The sequence below is a fragment of the Novosphingobium sp. NDB2Meth1 genome, from assembly GCF_900117425.1.
In the GTDB taxonomy this organism is placed as follows: Bacteria; Pseudomonadota; Alphaproteobacteria; order Sphingomonadales; family Sphingomonadaceae; genus Novosphingobium.
Map to the genome: position 1 here is coordinate 321399 of NZ_FPEH01000011.1, position 24114 is coordinate 345512.

25 protein-coding genes are annotated in these 24114 nt (G+C 66.6%); 11 read left to right on the plus strand and 14 right to left on the minus strand.

What is annotated here, in order from left to right:
- Nucleotides 1-88 precede the first annotated feature (88 nt).
- Together NDB2M1_RS01835 and NDB2M1_RS01840 are read left to right on the plus strand one after the other, a co-directional pair.
- On the plus strand, nucleotides 89-1837 hold the full coding sequence (locus tag NDB2M1_RS01835) for an N-acyl-D-amino-acid deacylase family protein (RefSeq protein WP_072379071.1): 1749 nt from the start codon (nucleotides 89-91) through the stop codon (nucleotides 1835-1837).
- Nucleotides 1834-2847 carry a zinc-dependent alcohol dehydrogenase family protein gene (locus tag NDB2M1_RS01840; protein WP_216233928.1) on the plus strand — a complete coding sequence of 338 codons (1014 nt, stop codon included), beginning with the start codon at nucleotides 1834-1836 and terminating at the stop codon, nucleotides 2845-2847. Before NDB2M1_RS01835 ends, NDB2M1_RS01840 begins: the two co-directional genes overlap by 4 nt.
- Nucleotides 2848-2850: 3 nt before the next feature.
- Here NDB2M1_RS01840 and NDB2M1_RS01845 read toward each other — a convergent pair whose 3' ends face one another.
- The 6 genes from NDB2M1_RS01845 to NDB2M1_RS01870 all read right to left on the minus strand — a co-directional run bounded on the left by NDB2M1_RS01845 (nucleotide 2851) and on the right by NDB2M1_RS01870 (nucleotide 8972).
- The gene (locus NDB2M1_RS01845; RefSeq protein WP_072379073.1) at nucleotides 2851-4284 is read right to left on the minus strand and encodes a methyl-accepting chemotaxis protein; all 1434 of its coding nucleotides are present in this window, start codon (nucleotides 4282-4284) and stop codon (nucleotides 2851-2853) included.
- A gap of 237 nt (nucleotides 4285-4521) precedes the next feature.
- Complete coding sequence (gene dnaN / locus NDB2M1_RS01850; protein ID WP_054121718.1) at nucleotides 4522-5649, minus strand: DNA polymerase III subunit beta; 1128 nt, start codon at nucleotides 5647-5649, stop codon at nucleotides 4522-4524.
- Nucleotides 5650-5863: 214 nt separating this feature from the next.
- Nucleotides 5864-6394, minus strand: coding sequence for a hypothetical protein (locus tag NDB2M1_RS01855; protein WP_143146589.1), 531 nt, complete (start codon nucleotides 6392-6394; stop codon nucleotides 5864-5866).
- Between the two features lie 20 nt (nucleotides 6395-6414).
- Nucleotides 6415-7179, minus strand: a complete 765-nt coding sequence (fabG, locus tag NDB2M1_RS01860) for a 3-oxoacyl-[acyl-carrier-protein] reductase (RefSeq protein ID WP_054121717.1) — start codon at nucleotides 7177-7179, stop codon at nucleotides 6415-6417.
- Between the two features lie 3 nt (nucleotides 7180-7182).
- Nucleotides 7183-8118, minus strand: a complete 936-nt coding sequence (gene fabD, locus NDB2M1_RS01865; protein WP_072379075.1) for an ACP S-malonyltransferase — start codon at nucleotides 8116-8118, stop codon at nucleotides 7183-7185.
- A 29-nt stretch (nucleotides 8119-8147) separates the two neighbouring features.
- Nucleotides 8148-8972, minus strand: coding sequence for an LD-carboxypeptidase (locus NDB2M1_RS01870; RefSeq protein WP_072379077.1), 825 nt, complete (start codon nucleotides 8970-8972; stop codon nucleotides 8148-8150).
- A 52-nt stretch (nucleotides 8973-9024) separates the two neighbouring features.
- Between NDB2M1_RS01870 and NDB2M1_RS01875 the strand changes: the two genes are divergently transcribed.
- Entirely contained in the window at nucleotides 9025-10455 is a 1431-nt protein-coding gene (locus NDB2M1_RS01875; protein ID WP_072380014.1) for a glutamate ligase domain-containing protein, read from the plus strand.
- A 24-nt stretch (nucleotides 10456-10479) separates the two neighbouring features.
- On the opposite strand, the gene NDB2M1_RS01880 is transcribed toward NDB2M1_RS01875, so the two are convergent.
- A complete protein-coding gene (locus NDB2M1_RS01880; protein ID WP_231624963.1) occupies nucleotides 10480-10881 on the minus strand; it encodes a winged helix DNA-binding protein in 402 nt (133 codons plus the stop codon).
- A gap of 294 nt (nucleotides 10882-11175) precedes the next feature.
- Between NDB2M1_RS01880 and NDB2M1_RS01885 the strand changes: the two genes are divergently transcribed.
- Complete coding sequence (locus tag NDB2M1_RS01885; RefSeq protein ID WP_072380016.1) at nucleotides 11176-11853, plus strand: prolyl hydroxylase family protein; 678 nt, start codon at nucleotides 11176-11178, stop codon at nucleotides 11851-11853.
- A 105-nt stretch (nucleotides 11854-11958) separates the two neighbouring features.
- On the plus strand, nucleotides 11959-12150 hold the full coding sequence (locus NDB2M1_RS21910) for a hypothetical protein (RefSeq protein WP_143146590.1): 192 nt from the start codon (nucleotides 11959-11961) through the stop codon (nucleotides 12148-12150).
- 36 nt (nucleotides 12151-12186) lie between these two features.
- Here the strand turns inward: NDB2M1_RS21910 and NDB2M1_RS01890 are convergent, their stop codons facing one another.
- Nucleotides 12187-13830, minus strand: a complete 1644-nt coding sequence (locus NDB2M1_RS01890) for a lysine--tRNA ligase (RefSeq protein WP_072379079.1) — start codon at nucleotides 13828-13830, stop codon at nucleotides 12187-12189.
- Between the two features lie 103 nt (nucleotides 13831-13933).
- On the opposite strand from NDB2M1_RS01890, the gene NDB2M1_RS01895 reads away from it, so the two are divergent.
- Together NDB2M1_RS01895 and NDB2M1_RS01900 are read left to right on the plus strand one after the other, a co-directional pair.
- Nucleotides 13934-14614 carry a nitroreductase gene (locus NDB2M1_RS01895; protein WP_072379081.1) on the plus strand — a complete coding sequence of 227 codons (681 nt, stop codon included), beginning with the start codon at nucleotides 13934-13936 and terminating at the stop codon, nucleotides 14612-14614.
- A gap of 34 nt (nucleotides 14615-14648) precedes the next feature.
- Entirely contained in the window at nucleotides 14649-15236 is a 588-nt protein-coding gene (locus tag NDB2M1_RS01900; RefSeq protein ID WP_072379083.1) for a hypothetical protein, read from the plus strand.
- A gap of 63 nt (nucleotides 15237-15299) precedes the next feature.
- Here the strand turns inward: NDB2M1_RS01900 and NDB2M1_RS01905 are convergent, their stop codons facing one another.
- Entirely contained in the window at nucleotides 15300-16181 is an 882-nt protein-coding gene (locus NDB2M1_RS01905) for a flagellin N-terminal helical domain-containing protein (protein WP_054121744.1), read from the minus strand.
- Between the two features lie 151 nt (nucleotides 16182-16332).
- On the opposite strand from NDB2M1_RS01905, the gene NDB2M1_RS01910 reads away from it, so the two are divergent.
- The 4 genes from NDB2M1_RS01910 (at nucleotide 16333) to NDB2M1_RS21915 (ending at nucleotide 20896) form a co-directional block, all read left to right on the plus strand.
- Nucleotides 16333-16977, plus strand: coding sequence for a glutathione S-transferase family protein (locus tag NDB2M1_RS01910; protein ID WP_072379086.1), 645 nt, complete (start codon nucleotides 16333-16335; stop codon nucleotides 16975-16977).
- A gap of 56 nt (nucleotides 16978-17033) precedes the next feature.
- Complete coding sequence (locus tag NDB2M1_RS01915) at nucleotides 17034-19796, plus strand: ATP-dependent DNA helicase (protein ID WP_072379088.1); 2763 nt, start codon at nucleotides 17034-17036, stop codon at nucleotides 19794-19796.
- Nucleotides 19793-20338: a SixA phosphatase family protein gene (locus NDB2M1_RS01920; RefSeq protein ID WP_072379091.1), complete on the plus strand. Its 546-nt coding sequence runs from the start codon at nucleotides 19793-19795 to the stop codon at nucleotides 20336-20338. Before NDB2M1_RS01915 ends, NDB2M1_RS01920 begins: the two co-directional genes overlap by 4 nt.
- A 72-nt stretch (nucleotides 20339-20410) precedes the next feature.
- Nucleotides 20411-20896 (plus strand): hypothetical protein, encoded by a 486-nt coding sequence (locus tag NDB2M1_RS21915; RefSeq protein ID WP_143146591.1) that lies wholly within the window; start codon nucleotides 20411-20413, stop codon nucleotides 20894-20896.
- A gap of 34 nt (nucleotides 20897-20930) precedes the next feature.
- Here the strand turns inward: NDB2M1_RS21915 and NDB2M1_RS01925 are convergent, their stop codons facing one another.
- The 5 genes from NDB2M1_RS01925 to rpmF form a co-directional block, all read right to left on the minus strand.
- Nucleotides 20931-21380, minus strand: a complete 450-nt coding sequence (locus NDB2M1_RS01925; RefSeq protein ID WP_371328182.1) for a MerR family transcriptional regulator — start codon at nucleotides 21378-21380, stop codon at nucleotides 20931-20933.
- Nucleotides 21367-21666: an integration host factor subunit alpha gene (locus NDB2M1_RS01930; RefSeq protein ID WP_054121707.1), complete on the minus strand. Its 300-nt coding sequence runs from the start codon at nucleotides 21664-21666 to the stop codon at nucleotides 21367-21369. Before NDB2M1_RS01930 ends, NDB2M1_RS01925 begins: the two co-directional genes overlap by 14 nt.
- 149 nt (nucleotides 21667-21815) lie before the next feature.
- The gene (locus NDB2M1_RS01935; protein WP_072379092.1) at nucleotides 21816-22793 is read right to left on the minus strand and encodes a beta-ketoacyl-ACP synthase III; all 978 of its coding nucleotides are present in this window, start codon (nucleotides 22791-22793) and stop codon (nucleotides 21816-21818) included.
- Entirely contained in the window at nucleotides 22790-23866 is a 1077-nt protein-coding gene (gene plsX / locus NDB2M1_RS01940; RefSeq protein ID WP_072379094.1) for a phosphate acyltransferase PlsX, read from the minus strand. The genes NDB2M1_RS01935 and plsX overlap by 4 nt, the downstream gene beginning before the upstream one ends.
- A gap of 29 nt (nucleotides 23867-23895) precedes the next feature.
- A complete protein-coding gene (gene rpmF / locus NDB2M1_RS01945) occupies nucleotides 23896-24075 on the minus strand; it encodes a 50S ribosomal protein L32 (RefSeq protein ID WP_054121704.1) in 180 nt (59 codons plus the stop codon).
- Between the last annotated feature and the right edge of the window lie 39 nt (nucleotides 24076-24114).

Here is a 24114-nt window from a genome sequence, read left to right on the forward strand (position 1 = left end):
CCGCTGGCCATCCTCTGACTTAATCGCCCAGTTAAACGCGTAGGCCGCCGTCAACGAGTCGGCCGCGCGGGGATAGAGGAGCCGAGTGATGCCGACTTATGACCTCATCGTGCGCGGGGGGACCATCGTCGATGGCACCGGCCGCCCCCGCTTCACCGGCGACGTGGCCGTGCGAGATGGCCTGATCACCGCTGTCGGCAAGGTGAGCGGCACGGCGAGGCGCGAGATCGATGCCGCCGGCAAGGTCGTCGCGCCGGGCTGGGTCGATATCCACACGCATTATGATGGTCAGGCGACCTGGGATCAGGAAATGGCGCCGAGTTCCTGGCATGGCGTGACCACGGTGGTCATGGGCAACTGCGGCGTCGGCTTCGCGCCCGCCGCGCCGGACCGGCACGAGTGGCTGATCGGGCTGATGGAAGGCGTCGAGGACATCCCCGGCACCGCGCTCGCCGAAGGGCTCAAGTGGGACTGGGAAAGCTTCCCCGAATACCTTGACGCGCTGGAGCGCCTGCCGCGCTCGGTCGACGTGGCGACCCACGTGCCCCATGGCGCGGTGCGCGCCTACGTGCTGGGCGACCGCGAGCGTCCGGGCGCCGTCCCGACCGACGAAGATATTGAAAAGATGGCGCAAATCGTCGAGGACGGGGTCCGTGCAGGAGCGCTGGGCTTCTCCAGCAGCCGCACCATCATTCACAAGAGCGTCGACGGCGAAGTCGTCCCCGGCACCACCGCCACCGCCGACGAACTCATCCGCATCGGCCGCGCGATGGGCCGCGTCGGCCACGGCGTGTTCGAGATCGCCAGCGACATGAAGCGCGAGTGGGACGAGTTCGGCTGGATGGGCGCGCTGAGCCGCGAGACGGGCCTGCCCGTCACTTTCGCCGCGCTGCAGTCGATCGCCAAGGAACTGCCGCTTTCCGAGCAGATTGCGGAAATGACCCGCCAGAACGCGGCCGGCGCGAACATTGTCGCCCAGATCGCGCTGCGCGGGAACGGCATCGTGATGAACTGGCGCGGAACGGTGCATCCGTTCCTGTTCCGCCCTTCGTGGGCGGCCATCGCGGCGATGCCGTGGGAAGACCAGCTCGCGCACCTCGCCGATCCGGTGTTCAAGAACATCCTGCTGTCGGAGCAGAACGTCTATCCCGATACCGACATCGTCCACCTCTACCGCGTGATCGGCGAAGGCTGGGCCAACCAGTATGAAATGGACGCGAGCTTCGATTACGAACCGCAGGCCGATGCGAGCATCGCTGCGCGCGCGGCGGCGGCGGGCGTGACGCCGGAAAGCTATGCCTATGACCTGATGCTGGCGGACGGCGGCACCGGCTTCATCTACCTGCCGATCCTCAACTATGCCGACGGCAACCTCGACTTCCTCGAGGAACTGCAATCGCGCGACGACTGCGTGAACTCGCTCTCCGATGGCGGCGCGCATTGCGGCACGATCTGCGATGCGGCCTCGCCCACCTTCATGCTCCAGCACTGGGTGCGCGATCGCAAGCGCGGCGGGCGGCTGAGCCTCGAGCAGGCCGTGAAGCGGCAGTGCCACGACACCGCGCGGCTCTATGGCATGAACGACCGCGGCGTGATCGCGCCGGGCGCGCTGGCCGACCTCAACGTAATCGACATGGAGGCGCTGAAGCTCGGCAAGCCGTGGCTGGCGTTCGACCTGCCCGCGGGCGGCAAGCGGCTGCTGCAGAGAGCGGAAGGGTACGTCTACACGATCAAGTCGGGCGAAGTGACCTTCGAGAACGGCACCTGGACCGGCGCAACGCCCGGCGTGCTGGTGCGCGGCCCGCAGCAGGCCGAGATGCTGGAGGCCGCAGAATGAGCATTGCCGCGATCCGTATCGGTGCCCCGGCGTCGCTCGACACCCTGCATCTCGACCAGCTCCCCGACTGCGGCGATCCCGGCCCCGGCGAGATCCGGGTGCGGCTGCGCGCCTCCTCGCTCAACTACCACGACTTCGCGGTGGTGACGGGCATGCTCCCCGCTGCCCCCGGTCGCATTCCGATGTCTGACGGTGCCGGCGAAGTCGTGGCGGTGGGTGAAGGCGTCACCGCTTATGCGCCGGGCGACCTCGTCGTCTCGACCTTCTTCACCAACTGGGACGACGGCGCGCCGCCCGCGACGGCCTTCACCACGGTGCCGGGCGACGGGATCGACGGCTATGCCCGCGAGGAGATCGTCGCCCCGGCGGGCTGGTTCACCCGCGTGCCCAACGGCTATTCGGCTGCCGAGGCCGCGACGCTGACCTGCGCTGGCCTCACCGCGTGGCGCGCACTGTTCGCGGACGGCAACGTGAAGCCGGGCTCGACCGTGCTGGTGCAAGGGACCGGCGGCGTCTCGGTCTTCGCGCTGCAGTTCGCCAAGGCGGCAGGCGCGCGGGTGATCGCGACGAGTTCATCGGACGCCAAGCTGGAACGCATGCGCGCACTGGGGGCGGACGAACTGATCAACTACACGGTCGTGCCGGACTGGGGCGTCAAGGCGCTTGAACTGACCGGCGGCGCGGGTGTCGACTGCGTGGTCGAAATCGGCGGCGCGGGCACGCTGGACCAGTCGATGGTGGCCACCCGCGTCGGCGGCCATGTCGCGCTGATCGGCGTGCTGGCAGGGTTTGCCGGGCCGGTGCAGACCGCGGCGCTGATGTTCAAGAACCTGCGCGTGCAGGGCCTGACCGTCGGAAGCCGCGCGATGCAGCTGGACATGATCGCCGGCATCGAGGCGAACGGCATCAAGCCGGTGATCGACAGCCACTTTCCGCTGGCCGATCTCGCGGGTGCCTTCCGCCATCAGGCGAGCAATACCCACTTCGGCAAGATCGTCGTCGATATCTGAGCGTCAGGCGGCGTGGCGCATAAGCGCCATGCCGCCTTGGACACCGCCCTGACCCGAAGCCGCGCCGGAAAGCGCAAAGCGTCCGACCAGCGCGGCCATGCGGTCCGCTTCGCCCGCGAGGTTGCGCGAGGCAGCTGTCGCTTCTTCCACCATCGCGGCGTTCTGCTGCGTCATGACGTCAAGCTCGCGCACCGTCTCGCGCACGTGGCCGATGTTCTCGGCCTGCGCGCTGGCGGCGGAGGCGATGTTGCTGGCGAGCCCGGCGATTTCGCCCACTTTGCCGACGATGCGGGCAAACGTGTCACCCGTCTGGCCGACCAGCGCGACGCCGCGCTCGACTTGCACCGAACTCTGGCCGATCAGGGTCTTGATATCGAGCGCGGCTTCGGCGGAGCGCTGGGCCAGTGCGCGCACTTCGTTGGCGACGACGGCGAAGCCCCGCCCGGCATCTCCGGCCCGCGCCGCCTCAACCCCGGCGTTGAGCGCGAGCAGGTTGGTCTGGAAGGCGATACCGTCGATGGTGGCAATGATCTTGCCGATTTCCTGTGCGGAATCGTGGATGTCGGTCATGGCGTGGACCGCTTCCTCGACGACGCTGCCGCCCGCCTGAGCGTCTCCATGCGCGGCCTGTACGGAATCATGGAGATGCGCAGCATCCCCGGCGGTGCTGCCGACGCTGGCGGCCAGCGCGGTCATCGCGGCGGAGGCTTCCTCAAGGCTGGCGGCCTGCTGCTCGGTGCGGCGGGCGAGGTCATCGGAGGCCTGGCGGATTTCCTGCGCGCCGAGATCGACGGCATGCGAGGTCTGCGCGACATCGCCGAGGGCACTGCCGACTTGCGCGCGCATCGTCTCGAAGCTGTTGTGGATCGCGGCGAACTCGGCTGGGAGCTGTTCGAGCGCGGTGCCGAAATCGCCGTCGGTCATGCGCTGCAGTGCGGCGCCGAGCGCGTCGATCACGGCACTGCGGCGTTCCTCCTCCACTGCAAAGTACGTCTCGACCGCGATTTCCATATCGAGCAGCGCCATCTTGACCAACGTGGCGATCCGCTTGGCCTGTCCCTTGGAGAGAGGGCCGACCATGGCGGTGATGACGGGCTCCAGCACGCTGGCATAAGCGCCGATATACCACTGCGGGGCAAGGCCGATGCGGGCGTGGACTTTGCCGACCTTTTCCGCGCGCTGGAAATAGTCAGGCGTGGCGCCGCCCGCGAAAAGAGCCTGCCAATGTGCGATCTGCTTGGACTTGGCCGAGGCCATGGCATTGCGCGAGGCAAAGAATCCGGCGGTCTGGGGCGTGGCCGCGATCTGATCGTAAAGCTTGTCGAGCGCTGCGGGGCCGGCGCTGGCGATCACTTTGCCGACGCCCGGGAAGCGGGCCCTGTCGTCGGCGCCGATCGAGAAGAAAGCCAGTTTTCCTGCGATGTCGCGGTTGTCCATGTGTCTTGGTCCGTCCGTTTTGTGTCCGGATCGGATACTCCAGAAACAATTCGCAACAGAAGAAGGCCCGATATGGTTGAATGCGTATCCGATCGTGGACCGATCAGCCCGGAATCAGTACGGATGAAGGTTACATCGGCCCATTCGGTCGTTTACAGCCGGATGCGGCAGCCTTGTCTATTGGGGCCATCGCGCGGACGCAGGAGGCTCCGTAGAGGCCACATGCACTCCGCAAAATCACACCCGCATCGGCATCAGCACATAGAGGGCAGCCGACTTGTCATCCTTGCGGATCAGCGTCGGCGCGCCGGCATCGGCAAGGTGCAGCTCGACCAGATCGCCATCGATCTGGCTGAGGATGTCCTTGAGGTAATTGGCGTTGAAGCCGATCTCGAAGCCCGCCGCGCGGTATTCGGCAGCGATTTCTTCTGCCGCCGTGCCGTTTTCCGGGCTGGTGACCGAGAGCGTGACCTTGTCGTTCTCGAGCGCCATCTTGACCGCGCGGGTCTTTTCGGTGGCGATCGTGGCGACGCGATCGACGCCTTCGAAGAAGCTGCGCGGATCGAGGCGGAGCAGCTTGTCATTCCCGGTGGGGATCACGCGGCTGTAGTCCGGGAAGGTGCCGTCGATCAGCTTGCTGGTGAGCACCACGCCGTGCTCGCCGCCAAGCGTGAAGCGCACCTTGCTGGCGGAAAGATCGACAAGAACGGCGGTATCGAGCACGTCTTCGAGCAGCTTGCGCAGCTCGCCCACGCATTTGCGCGGCACGATCACATCCGGCATGCCCTCGGCCCCGTCAGGCCGCGCGATGGTGTAGCGCGCGAGGCGGTGGCCGTCGGTCGCGGCGGCCTTGAGCACCGGCTGGGCTTCGTCCGCCACGTGCAGGAAGATGCCGTTGAGGTAGTAGCGGGTTTCCTCGGTCGAGATCGCGAAGCGGGTGCGGTCGATCAGTTCGGCGAGGACGCGGGCGGGCACTTCGAAGCTGGTCGGCAGATCGCCTTCTACGATCACCGGGAAATCGTCGCGCGGAAGCGTCGGCAACTGGAAGCGGCTGCGCCCGGCCTTGACGACCATGCGGCCTTCGGAGGCATCGAGGCTGACCTGGCTGCCATCGGGCAGCTTGCGCGCGATGTCGAACAGGAGGTGCGCGGAAACGGTGATCGAGCCGGGGCGTTCCACTTCGCGGGCGGGCATCGTCTCGACGATCTGGAGATCGAGGTCGGTTGCCATCACGCGCACCGCACCGCCGGCCGCAGCCTCGATCAGCACGTTGGAAAGGATCGGAATGGTATTGCGCCGCTCCACCACCGATTGCACGTGGGACAGGCAGCGCAGCAAGGTCGCGCGTTCGATCGTGGCCTTCATTCTCGTCTCGTGTCCCCTGCCCGGGCCGGTCCGCGTGAAGGACCGTCAAGGCCGTCTAGCTGGCATCTCCTCGCGAGCGGAATCGCCCGGAGAGATGGGTTGTTGCTGGACTACCTTCCTTAACGCGCGCCCCGCCGCGGGCAAGCGCAAGCCGCATCCGCGGCGGCGAAGCTGTGCATAAATGCAGCGAAAACGGCGGGCTTGCCCTGCAGGGTCAATCGAGCACGCGCAGCGCGTCGAACATCTGCGCGGTGGCGGCGATCCACGCAGTGATGAGGCCCCAGCCGACGGGCGTTACCTTGGCCGGATCCTTGCCCGCTTCGCTGAGTGCGGTGGAGACCCGGCGCAAGTCACCCTGCGTGACCTGCGTCGCCGGATTGTTGGCATTGCCGGGGCCGATATCGAGCGCCTTGTCGATGAGATCGGCGGGAATGCCTTCTGCCTTGAGGCGCGGATCGAGCCCATCGCGCGCCATGCGGCCGAGCACATAGCCGAAATAGGCCTCACGCTCCTTGTCATTCAGGAACTGGTCCGCCGCACAGCGATCGACGAGAGTGTGCAGCGTATCCATCGCGGACTTGCTGCGCGTCTCGTCGAGCGTGAGCATCGAGTCCGCAAGCTGCGCGTCGAGGCCGTCCGGGGCCGCGATGACAGCACAGGCGAGCGCCTGCGGCGGGCGCGCCTGCACTGCCTGGGGCACTGTCTGGAGCAGGGCCAGCGCCAGAAGAAGAGCCGCGCGGCGCATCTTGAGGTGCAGGGGCTGGCTCAGGAGAGCATCGCCATGCCGCCGTTCACATGCAAGGTCTGCCCGGTGACATAGCCCGCATCGCGGCTGGCGAGGTAGGCGACCGCCGCGCCGATGTCCCCGCCCTCGCCCATCCGGCCCATCGGGATGCGCGCGTTGAGCGCGTCCTTCTGCGCATCGGGCAGCACGTCGGTCATCGCGGTGCGGATGAAGCCCGGGGCGACACAGTTCACCGTAATGCCGCGGCTGGCGAGTTCCTGCGCGAGGCTTTTCGACATGCCGACGAGGCCGGCCTTCGCGGCGGCGTAGTTGACCTGCCCCGGATTGCCGGTCGCGCCGACGACGCTGGTCACGGTGATGATGCGGCCGAAGCGCGCCTTCATCATCGGCTTCGAGGCCGCGCGCATCAGGCGGAAGGCGGCTTCGAGATTGACCTTGATGACCGCATCCCACTCCTCGTCCTTCATCCGCATCGCGAGGTTGTCGCGCGTGATGCCGGCGTTGTTGACGAGGATATCGACCTTGCCGAGCGTATCGATCGCGGCAGGGACGAGATGCTCGACCTGCTCGGTGTTCGAAAGATCACAGGTGATCTCGACATGGTCGTGCCCGTAGGTGTCGTTGAGCTCTTCCCGGAAAGACCGCAATTTCGACGGATTGGTGCCCGAGAGTGCGAGGCGGGCACCCTGACGGGCCAGCGCGTGACTGATCGCCGAGCCGATGCCGCCGGCAGCGCCGGTGACGAGGGCGGTCATCCCGGTCAAATCGAAGAGGCGGTGTTCCATGGCTTAGAGCTCCTTCGCGAAGGCTTCGATATCGGCCATGCCGACCACGCTGGCAACTGCCACATCGGCCACAGTGCGGGTGATCATCGGGCCGACGACCTTGCCGCCGAGTTCGACGAAATGCGTGACCCCGGCAGCGCCCAGTGCGATCATGCTTTCGCGCCAGCGGACGCGGCCGGTGACTTGTTCGACGAGAAGGCGGCGGACTTCGGCAGGGTCGGTGACGGGGGCCGCGGTGACGTTGGCCATCAGGGTCACGCGCAGGGCGCCCGGTGGGGTCTGCTCCAGCGCCTGCGCCATGGCATCGGCAGCGGGCTGCATGAGCGGGCAGTGGAACGGCGCGGACACCGGGAGCAGCATCCCGCGCTTGATACCGTGCTCCTTCACACCGGCGATCGCGCGTTCGATGGCACCGGTGTGGCCGGAAAGGACGACCTGCCCGGGGGCGTTGTCGTTGGCGACGGTGCAGACTTCGCCCGCCGCCGAAGCTTCGGCGAGCGCGGCGGCCTGATCGATCTCGGCACCGAGCAGCGCGCACATCGCGCCCTCGCCCACCGGCACGGCGGCCTGCATCGCGGACCCGCGCAGACGCAAGAGGCGCGCGGTATCGGCAAGGCTGAAGGCCCCGGCGGCGCAAAGCGCGGTATATTCGCCGAGGCTGTGACCGGCGACGAACTGGGCCTTGTCGGCCAGCACGAGGCCGCATTCCTTTTCCAGCACGCGCAGCACGGCGATGGCATTGGCCATGATCGCGGGCTGGGCATTGGCGGTGAGCGTCAGTTCGTCCTCGGGCCCTTCGGTCATCAGCGCGAAGAGCTTCTGGCCGAGCGCATCATCGACTTCCTCGAAGACCTCGCGCGCGGCAGCACTGGCGGCGGCGAGCTCTGCGCCCATGCCCAGCTTCTGGCTGCCCTGCCCCGGAAAAACGAATGCCCGCATCAACACACTCCTGCTGTGAAGCCGCGCGCCTAGTGATTCGGCGGGGGTCCCTCAAGCCCGAATGCGACAATCTTGTTATCAATGTCGTGCCCGATATCGGCACGACCGAGGTAGGGGATGCCCGTCCGCGCGCACCAGTCGCGGGCGATGGCCTCCTCGTCGGCGCCGAAATCGACGTCGTTTTCCGGCACGTCGCCGATGCGGCCGAGACGCAGTCCGGCAATCCCATGAAGGTGCGCGGTCACGTGGAAGAACAGCCGGTCGACCGCGTAGAGGTGCTCGGAGACTTCCTCGACCAGCACGACGTGGCCGCTGAGATCGGGCATCAGCGGCGTACCGCAGAGCATGGCGAGGGTGGTAAGGTTGAAGGCGGCGCGGGGGTGGCCGTCCTGCGTCGGTTCCGCGCCGATGTGGTCTCCGGCGAGCCAGCCCAGCGTCCGCCGGACGGCTTCGGCCCCGCCCTCGCGGCGGATATCGCCGGGCATGGGGGCGTGGACGGGTATACCGATGCCCGCCCGGTAAAGCGCGCCAAGGAGGTAGCCGGTGTCGGAATAGCCCAGGTAAATCTTGCCGCGGGCGGCCTCCCCCAATTTCGCGATGGCAGCTTCGGCAATGCGATTGGAGCCGTAGCCGCCGCGCGCGAACCAGATGGCGTCGAGAGCGGGATCGCCCGCGCATTCGAGGAAGGCTGCCAGCCGCTGCACATCGCTGCCGGCGAAATGGCCCGCCTGCAGGAAACACTGGGGGTGGAATAGGAGTTCGATGCCCGGAACATTCGCCGCAAGCGCCGTGACCGCCGCGGCGTCGTCGGGCGTGATAGGACGGGCGGGCGCGCAGATGGCGATCCTTGGCATGCGCCTTCCTAACCCGGTTGCGCATCGCCGCAAGGGCGCATACCGCACGGGCATGAGTATGGACCTCACCGCAAGCCTGATCGACCGGCCCTGGTTCTTCTGCGGCATCGGCGGCTCGGGCATGTTGCCGCTGGCGCTGATCCTCAAGGGCAAGGGCGCGCGCATTGCCGGGTCGGACCGCAGCCGCGATCAGGGGCGAACGCCCGAAAAGTTCGCGTGGCTGGAAAGCCTTGGTCTTGATCTTCACCCGCAGGACGGCAGCGGGATTGCTTCGGCCGAGCAGATCCTTGTCGCCTCGGCTGCGGTCGAGGACACCGTGCCGGAAATGGTGCGCGCCGCGCAGCTGGGGTGCCGCAAGATGCGCCGCGCCGAATTGCTCTCCACGCTGTTCAACGCCGCGCCGGTGAGCATCGCGGTGGGCGGCACCAGCGGCAAATCGACCGTGACGGGCATGCTCGGCTGGATCCTGACCGCCTGCGGGCGCGATCCGACGATCATGAACGGCGCGGTGATGAAGAATTTCGCAGGGCCGGATGCGCCCTTCGCCAGCGCGCGGGTCGGCGGGGGTGATGCGCCGTTCGTTTCGGAAGTGGACGAGAGCGATGGTTCCATCGCCGCCTATCGCCCCACGATTGCCGTGCTCAACAACGTCAGTCTCGATCACAAGAGCATGGAGGAACTGCGCGGCCTGTTTGGTGATTTTCTGGCCCGGGCGGGAACAGCCGTGGTCAATCTCGACGATCCGGAAAGCGCCGCGCTCGCCAGCCGGGCGTTAGGCGGTCCGCTCACTTTCGGCATAGAGTCGAGCAGGGCCGATATAAGGGTAGTCAAGGGCAGCGTGGCCGAATCGCCGCTGGGCATCGGCGCCACGATCGAACTGGGCCGCACCGGCGAGCGGCATGTCCTCTCGCTGAAAGTACCGGGACGGCACAATCTGTCCAATGCGCTGGCGGCGCTGGCAGCGGCCCATGCTGCCGGGGTGCCGCTGCCCGACGCGGTGCGCGCGCTGGGCGACTACGCCGGCCTCGCGCGGCGATTCGATGTGGTGGGGACGAGCCCGGGCGGCGTGACGGTGATCGACGATTTCGGGCACAATCCGGAAAAGGTCGCCGCGACATTGGCAACGCTGAAGGCGCACCCGGGCCGCGTGATCGCGTTCTTCCAGCCGCACGGCTATGGCCCACTGCGGCAGATGGGTGCGGAACTGGCCGAAGTGCTGGCAACGCGGCTTGGCGCCGAGGACCAAACGATCCTGTGCGATCCGGTTTACTTCGGCGGAACGGTCGACCGCTCGGTGGGCAGCGAGCGCATAGTGAGCCTGATCCGCGCGCATGGCGGGATCGCCGAGCATATCCCGGCCCGCGCCGATTGCGCCGCGCGGATCGTGGAACTTGCCCGGTCTGGGGACCGCATCGTGATCATGGGCGCGCGCGACGACACCTTGTCCGCCTTCGCCCGTGATCTGCTGGCCCGCCTGGCTTGAGTTCAGACAGGCCAGCCGGAAGGTTCAACCGATTGAACCGATGGCATCAAGCAAGGATGTGGTGAGCCTGAGGCCCCGCGCCGTGAGGTTCACATAGCGGCGGCGGGCATCTTCCTGATCGGCCACGCGCACGATGAGCCCTTCACGCTCCAGCCGCGCGATCCAGCGCAGAACGGTGGTGGACGGCAGGCCCGCACCCGCGCAGACGCTGGAGACTTGCAGAGCCGTGCGGGTTCTGCGCGCGATGAACAGGTCCAGCAGGATATCCCAGCCCGGTTCGCCGAACAGGCCCTTGATCGGGCTCGCGGCGTCGCGGCGGCGACGCGCTTCATACAACATCTTGGCGATGCGAAGGGTTTCCGCATCCAAGTCGACATGACCGTCCAAAGCCAACTCCTCGTATCGCAAGGACGCGTTCGCTTCCAAGCACTTCCGCCTCCGCCGCTGGGCATTCGGTGCTGTGGGCCTGACTGGTTAAACGGCCAGTTATATCGTTACGCGACCTTGAATTTCTTGCGATCAATAAACCTTCGATCCGGCTATATATGTAACCATAAGACGCAATTTAGGTAGGCCCGGCGGGGAGAAATCTAGTCCGGATCGGATTAAACTTTAGTTTTCATTAATAACTCAATGACGTGAGCATGAAGACACATTAGAACGACGGTGGCTTGCTACCTGCCACTTGGCAGAGCCGCGGTGCTGCGGCATGAGCGCGCGATGATCGGATTTCGCCGTAATGCACCCGCCGCCAAGGACGCCGCAGTACTGGCCAAAGTGGGCGAGCGGGTGCGGGCGCGGCTTGATGCCGATCCCAGCGCCTATCGCCTGCCGCTCGATACGATCGAGATCTACGGGGTGGCCGATTTTTTCACCGCCGAGGAATGCGCGCGGCTGATCAGGATGGTCGACGCGGTGGCGCGGCCCTCGCCCACTTACCACAACAACGCCGACAGCGGACGGACGAGCTACAGCGGCGATGTCGATCCGGACGATCCGTTCATCAAGATGCTGGAGCGGCGGATCGATGATCTGCTCGGCATCGAACACGCACATGGCGAAGTGATCCAGGGCCAGCGCTATGAGCCGGGCCAGCAATTCCGCGCGCACTTCGATTACTTCGATACATCAGCGAGTTACTGGCCGACCGAGGAAGGCCGCGGCGGGCAGCGGACGTGGACCGCCATGGGCTACCTCTCGGATGTGGAGGCCGGCGGCGAAACCGAGTTTCCCAAGGCGCCGGTCTCGGTCCCGCCGCAGAAGGGCGCGCTCTTGGTGTGGAACAACATGGGGCGCGACGGGAAGCCCAACCCGCTGACGATGCACGCCGGTCGGCCGGTGGAGCGCGGCGTCAAGTATATCGTGACGAAGTGGTACCGCGCGCGGCCGTGGTATTAGGAGGGACAGCGTGGGAATGGCCGTCTTTCAGCGCCGGCAGCAGTGCGTTCATCTCGCTGAAAGGCTGCGCCGCTATAACCTTGTGGTAAGATTTGAGGGCACGCCGTGCATAACCAGAGCTTTCTCAAGGGTCTGATGATCGGAGCTCCACTGTCGCTGCTGCTCTGGTGCGGCATTGGCTTCGTCGCGCTGCATGAAATACCCACGCATGACCGGCACCTTGTGACCATTGAAGTTCACAAGCTGGCACATGCCGTGCGGCATCGGGCAAAGAGCCTGGAAACGATGTTTGGCTGACGATGCCCCGGCGCCGCAGCCCGCTGCGGCCCGTGCTCATTGCGCCGGCAGGTCCACCCCTTCCAGCGCCTCGGCGATCAGCCGCCGCGTCCCCGCGATGCCGTAGAGCGCGATGAAGCTGCCCATGCGGGGGCCCTGGCTGGAGCCGAGCAGGGTTTCGTAAAGCGCCTTGAACCAATCGCGCAGCGCGCCGATGCCGTAGTGCGGGTCCTTGCCGATTTCATAGACGAGGGTCTGGAGGTCTTCGGCGCTGGCGCTGTCGTCGGTGGCGGCGAGTTCGGCGTCGAGCGCGGCGAGCGCGGCGGCCTCGTTCGGTTCGGGCTTGCGGCGCTTGAGCGTCGGGGCGACGAAATCGCGGTTGTAAGCCAAGGCTGACGTAACCAGCGTATCGAGCGCGGGATGCGCGGCGGGGTCGGCGTTTTCGACATAGTTGCCGAGGTAGGACCAGACTTGCGCCCGCGTCGCAGCTGCGCCGAGCACGCCGACGAGGTTGAGCAGCAGGCCGTAAGTGACGGGCAGCGTATCGCCGTCCCCGCCGTGGTAGCCGTTGGCGCGCAGCAGGTGCCAGACGGGGTTGCCGAGCTGCTGCTCGATCGGCTGGCTGGGCAGCTTTTCGCGGAACTGCCAGTATTCGTCGACCGCGCGGGGGATCACGCCGGCGTGGAGCGATTTGGCGCTCTTGGGCTCGCGGAACAGGTAGAAGCCAAGGCTTTCCTCGCTGCCGTATTCGAGCCACTGCTCGATGGTGAGGCCGTTGCCCTTGGACTTGGAGATCTTCTCGCCGTTCTCGTCGAGGAACAGCTCGTAGATCAGGCCTTCGGGGCGCCTGCCGCCGAGGACCTGCGTGATGCGGCCCGACTGAGTGACGCTGTCGGTCAGGTCCTTGCCGCACATCTCGTAATCGACGCCGAGCGCGCACCAGCGCATCGCCCAATCGACCTTCCACTGCAGCTTGGACTTGCCGCCGAGGATCGACTGGACGACCGTCTCGCCCTGATCCTCGAACCGCACGAGGCCCGCCTCGGCATCGACGACTTCGACCGGCACCTGCAGGACTTCGCCGTTCTTCTCGCTGATCGGAAGGACCGGCGAATAGGTGCGGCGGCGTTCCTCGCGCAAGGTCGGGAGCATGATGTCCATGATCGCATCATACTTGCGCAGCACGTTCTTCAGCGCATCGTCGAAGGCGCCCGAATTGTAGCGATCGCTCGCCGAGACGAATTCGTACTCGAAGCCGAAGCGGTCGAGAAAGTCGCACAGCATCGCGTTGTTGTGGTGCGCGAAGCTTTCGAACTTGCCGAAGGGATCGGGAATGCGCGTCAGCGGGTGGCCGAGCTTTTCGGCGAGCACCTGCTTGTTCGGCACGTTATCGGGCACTTTGCGCAGGCCGTCCATGTCGTCCGAGAAGGCGACGAGGCGCGTGGGGTGGCCGCCGGTGAGCGTCTCATAGGCGCGGCGGACGAGCGTGGTGCGCAGCACTTCCTGGAAGGTGCCGATATGCGGAAGGCCCGAGGGGCCGTAGCCCGTCTCGAACAGCACGGGGACGAGATTGCCCGCCGCATCGCGCTTGCCGCCAGGGAAGCGTTTGACCAGCTTGCGCGCTTCCTCGAACGGCCATGCCTTGGAAGTCTGGCTGGCAGTGAAGACATCAAGCGGGGCGGGGTTTTCGGCGTTTTCCATAGCGCGCTCCCTTTTGCGGATGGCCCCCTTCAGCGCAAGGAAAAGCTTGTGTGCTGCCCGCCGCAATCGCTACCCAGCAGGCAAACAGGGTTTGGGAGACACTATGGAATACGATGAGGTCATGCTCGGGCGGCGCAGCATCCGGGGCTACAAGCCCGATCCGGTGCCGCGCAAGCTGATCGAGGAGATCCTCCATATCGCGATGCGCGCGCCGACTTCGATGAACACGCAGCCGTGGAATTTCTACGTGATCACCGGCGAGCCGCTGCAGCGCATCCGGCAGGGCAATACCGAACGCATTCTGGCAGGCGTTCCGGACAGCCGCGAGTTCCGCAAGGGCCAGCCGTTTGCGGGCGTGCACCGCGAGCGGCAGATCGGCGTGGCCAAGCAGCTGTTTGCCGCCATGGGCATCGCCCGCGACGACGCGGAGATGCGGCAGGACTGGGTGCTGCGCGGTTTCCGCCAGTTCGACGCGCCGGTCTGCGTGATCGTGACCTATGACAAGGTGCTGGAAGGCAGCGACGACACCCCCTTCGATTGCGGCGGCGTGGTCAATGCGCTGGTCAACGCGGCATGGTCGCGCGGGCTCGGCACGGTGATCAACAGCCAGGGCATCATGCAGAGCCCGGTGGTGCGCGAACATGCCGGGATCGCCGACGATCAGGTGATCATGAAAAGCATCGCGCTGGGATGGCCGGACGAGAGCTTCCCCGCCAATGCGGTGGTCTCCGAACGCAAGTCCGTCGCGGAGGCAGCGACGTTCGTGGGTTTTGGCGACACGTAACGCGGCGATAACCGGCTTGTGGCATCATCACCGCATGATGATGCCGGACCAAGCGCAAGACCTCGATTCGATCCTGCGGCGCGAGTTGCTGCCGGGCGAGCACCTGCTGTGGAGCGGCAGGCCTCAACCCGGCAAACTGAACGCGGCGTTTGCGATCTGGTTTTTCGCGATACCATGGACCGCCTTCGCGCTGTTCTGGGAAGCGATGGCGTTTCTGCCGTGGGTGGCGAGCACGCACACGCCATCCGGCATCCAGTGGAGCTTCGGGATCATTTTCCCGCTGTTCGGGCTGCCATTCATCGGCGTGGGCCTTGGCATGCTGTGGATGCCCTTCGGTGCCCGACGCAAGGCCGCGCAGACAATCTATGGCCTCACCGACCGCCGCCTGATCCGCATTTCCGCCGGCAGGAAGCGCGAGAGCGCCAGCGTGATGCTCGGTCAGATGGGCCCCATCGATGTCAGCGCGGATGCCGACGGCTGCGGCACCTTGCGCGTCCAGACCGGCACCGTCCGCGACAGCGACGGCGACCGGGTGACCGAGCGTTTCGAAGTCCTCGCCGTGCCCGATGTGGCGCGGCTGGAAAGCTTGCTGCTGGAGCGGCGGGCGGCAGTTCAGCTCTGAACACGCCCTCCCCCGACCCCTCCCCCCTTCGACAAGCTCAGGATGGGCGGGAGGGGGAGCAGGTTACTTGAGCAGCGAGAGGACGTTCTGCTGGGCCTGGTTGGCCTGCGCGATCATCGCGGTCGAAGCCTGGCTCAGGATCTGGGCCTTGGCCATCGCGGTCGTCTCGGCCGAATAGTCGGTATCGAGAATGCGGCTGCGCGCGTCCGAGAGGTTCGTCACGTTGTCGGTGAGGTTGTTGATCACCGATTCGAGGCGGTTCTGGCCCGAGCCGAATTCGGCACGCGCGACGTTGATCGCGGTGAGCGCGGCGTCGACATTGTCCATCGTCGTGCCGGCGAGCGTTGCCGTGCTGACGTCGATCGCCTGCGGGGTGGTCGCCGGATCGTAGGTGGTGTTGGTGCCGCCGAAGAGCTTGGTGCCGTCGATCGCCTTGCTGCGCAGGTCCACCGTATCGGTGGTGTTGCTGCCGGTCTGGATCGAGAAGGTCGCATCGTCGGAGCCGTCCGCAGCAGGCGCGGCGCCGACCACGGTGAACAGCTTGGTGCCGTTGAAGGTGGTCTTCTCCAGCACTTCGCTGACCTGCGCCGTGAGGTTGGCGACTTCGGACTGCATCGAAGTGCGGTCGGTATCGGTATACGTCGCCGACTTCGCCTGGATCGCCAGTTCGCGGATGCGCTGCAGCATGGCGGTGACTTCGTTCAGAGCGCCATCGGCGGTCTGCGCGAAGCTGATGCCGTCGTTGGCGTTGCGGATCCCCTGGCCCATGCCCTTGATCTGCGAGGTCATGGTGGTGGTGATCGCAAGACCGGCGGCGTCGTCCTTGGCGCCGTTGATGCGCCTGCCGGTCGAAAGGCGTTCCATCGCGACGCCGGCCATCTTCGAGGCGCTGTTGGACGCATTCGAGGCACGGATCGCGCTGATATTGGTATTGATGACTGCCATGATGCCCATTCTCCACTATGGGATGGGGCGTGAGGCCCCGTTCATGTCCCGCAAGGCCAGAACGGCCGAACCTTGCCGGGTTTAAGGCAAGCGCCCTGCCATGCGGTGTGAAGCCCATGCGGGGGACTGCGTAGGCAGACGGAGTGTGACGATGGAGCCGTTCCTCAGCGTGTTCGACAGTTCGCCCGATGGCGGGCGGGGCCTGGCGCGGGACATGCCGGTCCGCTGGGCGCTCGAGGAAGCCGGGCGGCCCTATCAGGTGCGGCGGCTGAGCTTTGCCGCACTGAAGGAACCGGAGCATCTTGCCCGGCAGCCTTTCGGCCAGATCCCCGCCTACGAGGAGGACGGCCTCGTGCTGTTCGAGTCCGGGGCGATCGTGCTGCATGTGGCGGAGGGCTGCCCCACCCTCCTGCCCACCGATCGCGCAGCCCGGGCGCGTGCGATCACCTGGGTGTTCGCCGCGGTGAACACGGTCGAGCCGCCGGTGTGGGACTACGACATGGCGGGCTTCTTCGATCGGGGCAGACCGTGGCAGCACGAGCGCGCGGCTGTGCTGGAGGCGGCCCTGCGCACGCGTCTTGGCCAACTGGCGCAGCATCTGGGAGATGCGGAGTGGCTGGAAGGTACGTTCACGGCGGGCGACCTCATGATGATCTGCGTGCTGCGGCGGATCGAGGACGCGCCGCTGATGGCGGACTATCCGGCGCTGGCAGCCTATATCCGGCGAGGAGAGGCGCGACCCGCGTTCCAGCGCGCCTTTGCCGCACAGCGCGCGCTGCTTGACGCTAAGGCGTGAATGCGGCCCGGCGGGCGCTTGCGGCGCTCCCGGCTTTGCTCTCTAGTGGCCGGACCATGGCCGCCTCATCTCTCCCTGCAATCCACGCCAGCCACAGCGGGTGCTGGCTGCGCGGACCGCTCGGCACGCGCCCGGTCGGCAAGGGTGAGGCAATCATGGCGGCGGCCGATACGCCGCTGCTGCTGCTCAACGCGCCGCTGATCGCGAGCCGGCTGGGCTATCCGGACCTTTCGGGGCTCGATCTGCTGGAGCTGTTCGCGTTCGTGCATCCGGCGCGGTTCATGGTGCCGACGCCCAAGGGGCTGGCGCAGGCGCTGGGCCTCGCCGAACCGCGCAGCGATGATGGGGTGCCGGTGCTGCTGCAGGCGGCGGCAGAGGCCTTGCTGGCGACCTGCGAAGACCCGGCCTGGCCCGAGCGCGAAGGCGCATGGAGCGCGCTGCAATCGCTGGTGCGGCTGCGCTGGCCCTGGGCGGGACTGCTGGCGCCGCGGATCGCCCAGCCGCAGCGCGCCGAGCGCTGGCTGTTTGCCCGCCTGCCGGAGTGGGAGGAGGCACCCGAGCGGCCTCAGCCTGCGCAGATCGTGCTGGACGACGATGCGATCACCGCGCGGCTTGCCGAACTGACCGGCAGCAGGGCCGAGCAACGTCCGGCGCAGCAGGCTTATGCGCGGGCGGCGGGGGCGATGTTTGCGCCGCGCGCCGGGCAGCGCCAGCCGCATATGGTGCTGGCGCAGGCGGGGACGGGCACCGGCAAGACCTTCGGCTATCTCGCGCCCGCCTCGCTCTGGGCCGAGCAGTCGGGCGGGACGGTGTGGGTTTCGACCTATACCAAGGCGCTGCAACGCCAACTGCGGCGGGAAAGCCAGGCTGCGTTTCCGCCTGAGCGGGCCAATGGTCAGGGGGGACGGACGGGGCCGCCGGTGGTGGTGCGCAAAGGCCGCGAGAATTACCTCTGCCTGCTGAACCTCGAGGATGCGCTGCAGGGCGGGTTTACCGGGCGGCCCGCGATCATGGCGCAGCTGGTGGCGCGCTGGGCGGCCTATTCGCAGGACGGCGACATGATCGGCGGCGATCTGCCCGGCTGGCTCGGCACGTTGTTCAGGAAGCGCGGGATCACCGCGCTGACCGACCAGCGCGGCGAATGCGTCTATGCCGGGTGCCCGCATTTCCGGAAGTGCTTCATCGAGCGCGCGGCGCGGGCTTCGGCCGGGGCGGAGCTGGTGATCGCCAACCATGCCTTGGTGATGATCAATGCCGCCCGCGCGCGCGAAGTGGCGCAGCGGCCGACGCGGATCGTGTTCGACGAAGGGCACCACGTGTTCGAGGCGGCGGACAGCACCTTTGCCGCCGCGCTGACGGGCGCGGAAACGGTGGAACTGCGGCGCTGGGTGATTGGCCCTGAAGGTAGCCAGCGCGGGCGGCGCCGGGGGCTTGCGGCGCGGCTGGCGGATGTGGCGAGCTATGACGCCGATGGCGCGCGGGCGATTGCCGATGCGCGCGAGGCGGCGACGGCGCTGCCCGGCGATGGCTGGCTGGCGCGGATTGTCGAGGGCGCGCCGTTCGGCCCCATCGAAGACCTGCTGGCGGAGACACGCGAACTGGTGCTCGCGCGCGACGAGAGCGGCGGGCAGGAAGCGGGCTATGGGCTGGAGACCGAGGCGGCGCAGCTGGGCGGCGCGTTCATCGAGGTGGCGGGCCGCGCGCAGGAGGCGCTTGAGGCGCTGCGTCAGCCTTTGCTGCGGCTGGCGCTGCGGCTGGAAGCGCTGATCGAGGAAGGGCCGGACTGGCTCGACGGCCCGGCGCGGGCGCGCATCGAGGGTGCGCGCGGCGCGATCGGCTGGCGGACCGATCTGCTTTCCGGATGGGTCGCCTTGCTGGCGCGGCTGGGCGGGCCGGGCGATCCGGAATTCGTCGACTGGCTGGCGCTGGAACGCTCGGAGGGGCGCGAGTGGGATATCGGGCTGCACCGGCGCTATCTCGATCCGATGAAGCCCTTTGCCGAGGCGGTGCTGGCAGGCGCGCATGGGGTGATGATGACCTCCGCGACGCTGACCGATGGCGCCGAAACGCAGCAGGGGGACTGGTCCGGCGCGGTCGAGCGCAGCGGGGCGCCGCAGCTGGGGGTGAGGCCTGAAGTCTTCGCGGCGCCCAGCCCGTTCGACTATGCGAAGAATGCCGAAGTGCTGATCGTGACCGATGTGCCCAAGGGCGATATCCCCGCGCTGGCGAACGCTTATGGCCGCCTGATCGAGGCATCGGGCGGCGGTGCGCTGGGGCTGTTCACCGCGATCCGGCGGCTGCGCGCGGTCTATGGCCGGATTGCCGACCGGCTGGCGCGCGGGGGGCTGCCGCTGTTTGCCCAGCATGTCGATCCGATCGATACGGGCACGCTGGTCGATATCTTCCGCGACGATCCGCGCGCCTCGCTGCTCGGCACCGATGCCTTGCGCGACGGGGTGGACGTGCCGGGCCATTCGCTGCGGCTGGTGGTGATGGAGCAAGTGCCGTGGCCCAAGCCTTCGATCCTCCACCGCGCGCGGCGGCTGGCCCATGCGGAGAAGTTCGGTGGTGGCGGGCAAGCGCATGACGACCGCATCATCCGCGCGCGGCTGGCGCAGGCGTTCGGGCGGTTGATCCGCACCGGCACCGACAAGGGGCATTTCGTGGTGCTTTCGTCCGCCTTCCCCTCGCGCCTGCTGAGTGCTTTTCCGCCGGGGACGCCGGTGCGCCGCGTTACGCTCGATGCGGCTTTACAAAGCGTGGCGGGGCGTGTTTCAGAGGGGTCCGTCACGCCCCTGCCGTCCGAGACTCGCCCTTGAAAACGCTCGCTCTGCTGCGCCACGCGAAGTCCGACTGGTCCGACGCACGGGCGCGCGATTTCGACCGGCCCTTGAACGACCGCGGCGTGCGCGGCGCGCGGGCGATGGGCGAATATATCAAGAGCACGTGCCTGCGCGTCGAACGCATTCTCGCCTCCCCCGCCGTGCGCGTGGCCGAGACGATCGAGGAAGCGAGCAAGGCCTGGGGGCACACGTTTCCGGTCGAGTGGGACCGGCGCATCTACCTTGCGAGTTCGGCGACGCTCATCGACTTGCTGCGCGAGCTATCGGGCGAGCCCGCGAGCGTGCTGATGATCGGGCACAATCCGGGGCTGGAGGACCTGATCTTCGACCTCGTGCCAGACGATGGAACCAGTCCGCTGCGCGAGGAAGTGGAAGTGAAGTTTCCGACCGCGACCTTCGCAGTGATGGAACTCGCCATCGAGCGCTGGGCGGACATCGACGAGCGCTGCGCCAAGCTTGTGGCGATGAAGCGGCCGAGGGACCTTGACCCGGCGCTGGGGCCGACGCTGAACGATTGATCAGAGAGGCTAAGGATGCGGCGACTCAATTGGGCCTCAGTTGCACCATCGTTTGGCATCTGGATGCTTATCATGGGCATCCTGTCTTACGGTTTCGTGTTCATCAACTTTGCTGATCCCCCTTGCACGCGGCCGAGCGAGTTTCGGTTATTTGTCGTGCCCGCATCTTTCGTGGCTTCATCAATCATCTTTTTCAGCCTGATTTTCCGAGGTGGGAGGAGAACCGGGATTATCGCGCTGCTCCTTCCTGTCCTCGCCGCATGCGCGTATGAGGCTACGGAACCGCTTGAAACTGCTCGGCAGAAGAAGTGTGCGGCACAAACCTTGCCTGAGGCGATCGCCAGTTGCCGGGCAAATCCATCGCACTATCGGCTCGGCAAAAGCCCATCCGGTTTTGCAACGGTAACACTGCACGCTCCGGGAACAACGGACCGGAGCTGGTCATGCCTCGAAGACTGGGCAGCGCGGAACGGCAAGTATTCCATGGTGATCGACGAGTCAGTTTATGCTGCGGCACGAGCAGCGTATCAGCGCTCACAGTCTGCGAAGAAGCGCTAGCTCTTCGTCATCCGCCGAACGATAGGCACTACCCTTACTCCTCCAGCGCCCCCGCCAGCCTGCCCCGGACGCTCTCGAGATGGCGGCGCAGGATGCGGATGGCGGCGATGATTTCGTCTTCCGCCGGCATCGGCGCGGCGGGCGTGGTGGCCTGCGGGGCGGGCGCTGATGCGGGAGCAGCCTTGGGAGTGCCCTTCCCCGAAAGCGCCTGCCGTGCGCCGCGGATCGTGTAGCCTTCGCGGTGGAGCAGCTGGTCGATGCGAGTGACGAGCGCGATGTCTTCGGGCCGGTAGTAGCGACGGCCGCCCGCGCGGGTGAGCGGCTTCAGCATCGGGAACTGCTCTTCCCAGTAGCGCAGGACGTGCTGCTTGACGCCGAGCGCCTTGGCGACTTCGCCGATCGTGCGCAGGGCATCCGGCTCCTTGCCATCTTCAAAGGCAGGAGCGGCAATCGGCGCAGACCCTACGGTATCAACTGCTGGCAGCAATCCGGTCCTTCAGCATCTGGCTCGCGCGGAACGTCATGACGCGGCGCGGGGTGATGGGCACTTCCACACCGGTCTTGGGATTGCGACCGATGCGTTCGGCCTTGTCCCGTAGCAGAAAGGTTCCGAAACCGGAAATCTTTACGTTTTCGCCCTCGGACAGCGCTTCGCACATGTGATCGAGGATCGACTCGACCAAGGTCAGTGAATCTGCACGCGACAGCCCGACGCGGCGATTGATGCTCTCTGCAAGATCAGCGCGAGTAAGAGTCCCTACCGAACGCATCCTCGATTCCCCCGATAAAAAACCGACAAGCTGGCTTGACACCATACAGTGTCCGGCAAGCTTTACAATCGTCTTTCAGGATTATTTTATCGGCCAATGCATTGGTCTGCAACGAAAACTGTGGGTACAAAGTTTCCGTTTCGGCAAAATCAGACGCGGATGAGGCTCGCGCCCCAGGTGAATCCGCCGCCCATTGCCTCGAACATCACGAGGTCACCGGGCTTGATCCGGCCATCGCGCACCGCCGTATCGTAGGCGAGCGGGACCGAGGCGGCGCTGGTATTGGCATGCTCGCCGACGGTGACGACGACCTTTTCGGCCGGCAGATCGAGCTTGCGCGCGGTCGCATCGAGGATGCGCGCGTTGGCCTGGTGCGGCACGACCCAGTCAATATCCGCAGCGGTGAGGCCGGCGGCGGCGAGCGTTTCCTCAAGCACCGCGGCCAGGTTCACCACCGCGTGGCGGAACACTTCGCGGCCCTTCATGCGCAGCTTGCCGACTGTGCCGGTGGTGGAAGGCCCGCCATCGACATGGAGCAGGTCGTTGTGAGCGCCGTCGGCGTGGAGCCGGGTGGCGAGCACGCCGGGGGCGGCCGGATCGCTCTCGTCGACATCGACCGCTTCGAGCACGACAGCACCCGCGCCGTCGCCGAAGAGCACGCACGTCGTGCGGTCCTCCCAGTCAAGCAGGCGGCTCATTGTCTCGGCGCCGATCACCAGCGCGCGCTTGGCCGCGCCCGTGCGCAGCAGCGCATCGGCAGTGGCGAAAGCATAGAGGAAGCCCGAACAGACCGCCGCGACATCGAACGCGATGCCGCCGCGGCAGCCGAGCGCGTTCTGGACGATGGTGGCGGTCGCCGGGAAGGTCTGGTCCGGACTGCAGGTGCCAAGCACGATGAGATCGATCGACGCGGCCTCGATCCCGGCGGCTTCGAGCGCCTTGCGCGCGGCTTCACTCGCCAGCGTGGCGGTCGTTTCCCCCTCGCCCGCGATGTAGCGGTTGCGGATGCCGGTGCGCTCGACGATCCACTCGTCGGTCGTATCGACCATGGTCGACATCTCGGCATTGGAGACGGCGCGGGCTGGCAGGGCGGAACCGCTGCCGCGAATGACGGAGCGCAAGGTCATGCCGGGGTCTCCGGCGCCGGACGCACGCGGGTGGCGGCGCTGCGCATGACGTCCTGCCCGGCCTGCGCGAGGTCGGCGGCGATGCGTTCGGTCAGGCGCTCGGACAGCAGGCGCGCGGTGACCGCGACGGCATGGGCGACACCGAGCGCGGATGCACTCCCGTGGCTTTTCACGACAACACCATTGAGGCCAAGGAACACCGCACCGTTGTGATTGTTGGGATCGAGATGATGCTTCAAGAGCTCGGTCGCCGGTTTGGAAATGAGGAAGCCGAACTTCGAGCGCAGCGAGCTGGAAAAGCTGCGGCGCAGAAGATCGGCGACGAAGCGCGCGGCGCCTTCCATGGCCTTGAGCGCGATATTGCCGGTGAAGCCATCGGTGACGACGACGTCGACATCGCCGCGCGAGAGCTTGTCCGCCTCGGTGAAACCATCGAACCGGAAGGCGAGCGCTTCCTGCGCCTGCTTGAGCATGGCGGCGGCGTCGCGCAGTTCATCGGTGCCCTTGATTTCCTCGGTGCCGATGTTGAGCAGGCGCACGCGCGGTTCGGACTGGCCATGGACGATGCGGGCATAGGCCGCGCCCATGATCGCGAACTGCACGAGATTGCGCGCATCGCATTCGGTGTTGGCACCGAGATCGAGCATGACGAGATCGTGGTCGCCCAGCGTGGGCACCAGCGCCGCGAGCGCGGGACGGTCGATGCCCGGCATCGTGCGCAGCGCGACTTTGGACATGGCCATGAGCGCGCCGGTGTTGCCCGCGCTGACCGCAGCACCGGCAGCGCCGCTCTTCACCGCGTCGATGGCAAGACCCATCGAGGTCGTGCGGGCACGGCGGAGCGCCTGGGTGGGCTTTTCATCCCCCGCGACGACATCCGGTGCATGCAGGATTTCGGAGGCAGCGCGCAGGTTCGGGTGAGCATCGAGCGCCTGCTTGATCGCGGTTTCATCACCGACAAGCAGGAACTTGAACTGATCGTGCTGGCGACGCGCGAGCGCCGCGCCTTCGACCATGACGCGCACGCCCACATCGCCGCCCATCGCATCTACGGCGATACGCGGCAAAGCCATAACCCGGCTGTCTCCCCCCTCAGCCGAAATCAGAGGCCGACGGCGATGATCTCGCGGCCGTTGTAGTGCCCGCAGGCACCGCACAGCATGTGCGGGCGCTTGAGCTCACCACAGTTGGAGCACTCGTGGAAGGCTTCGGCCTTCAGCGCGTCGTGGCTGCGACGCATGCCCCGGCGGGAGGGCGAGGTCTTTCTTTTGGGGACGGCCATCTCGGCACCTGTTCCTGATCTTGAAGTCGTCTACGGGCT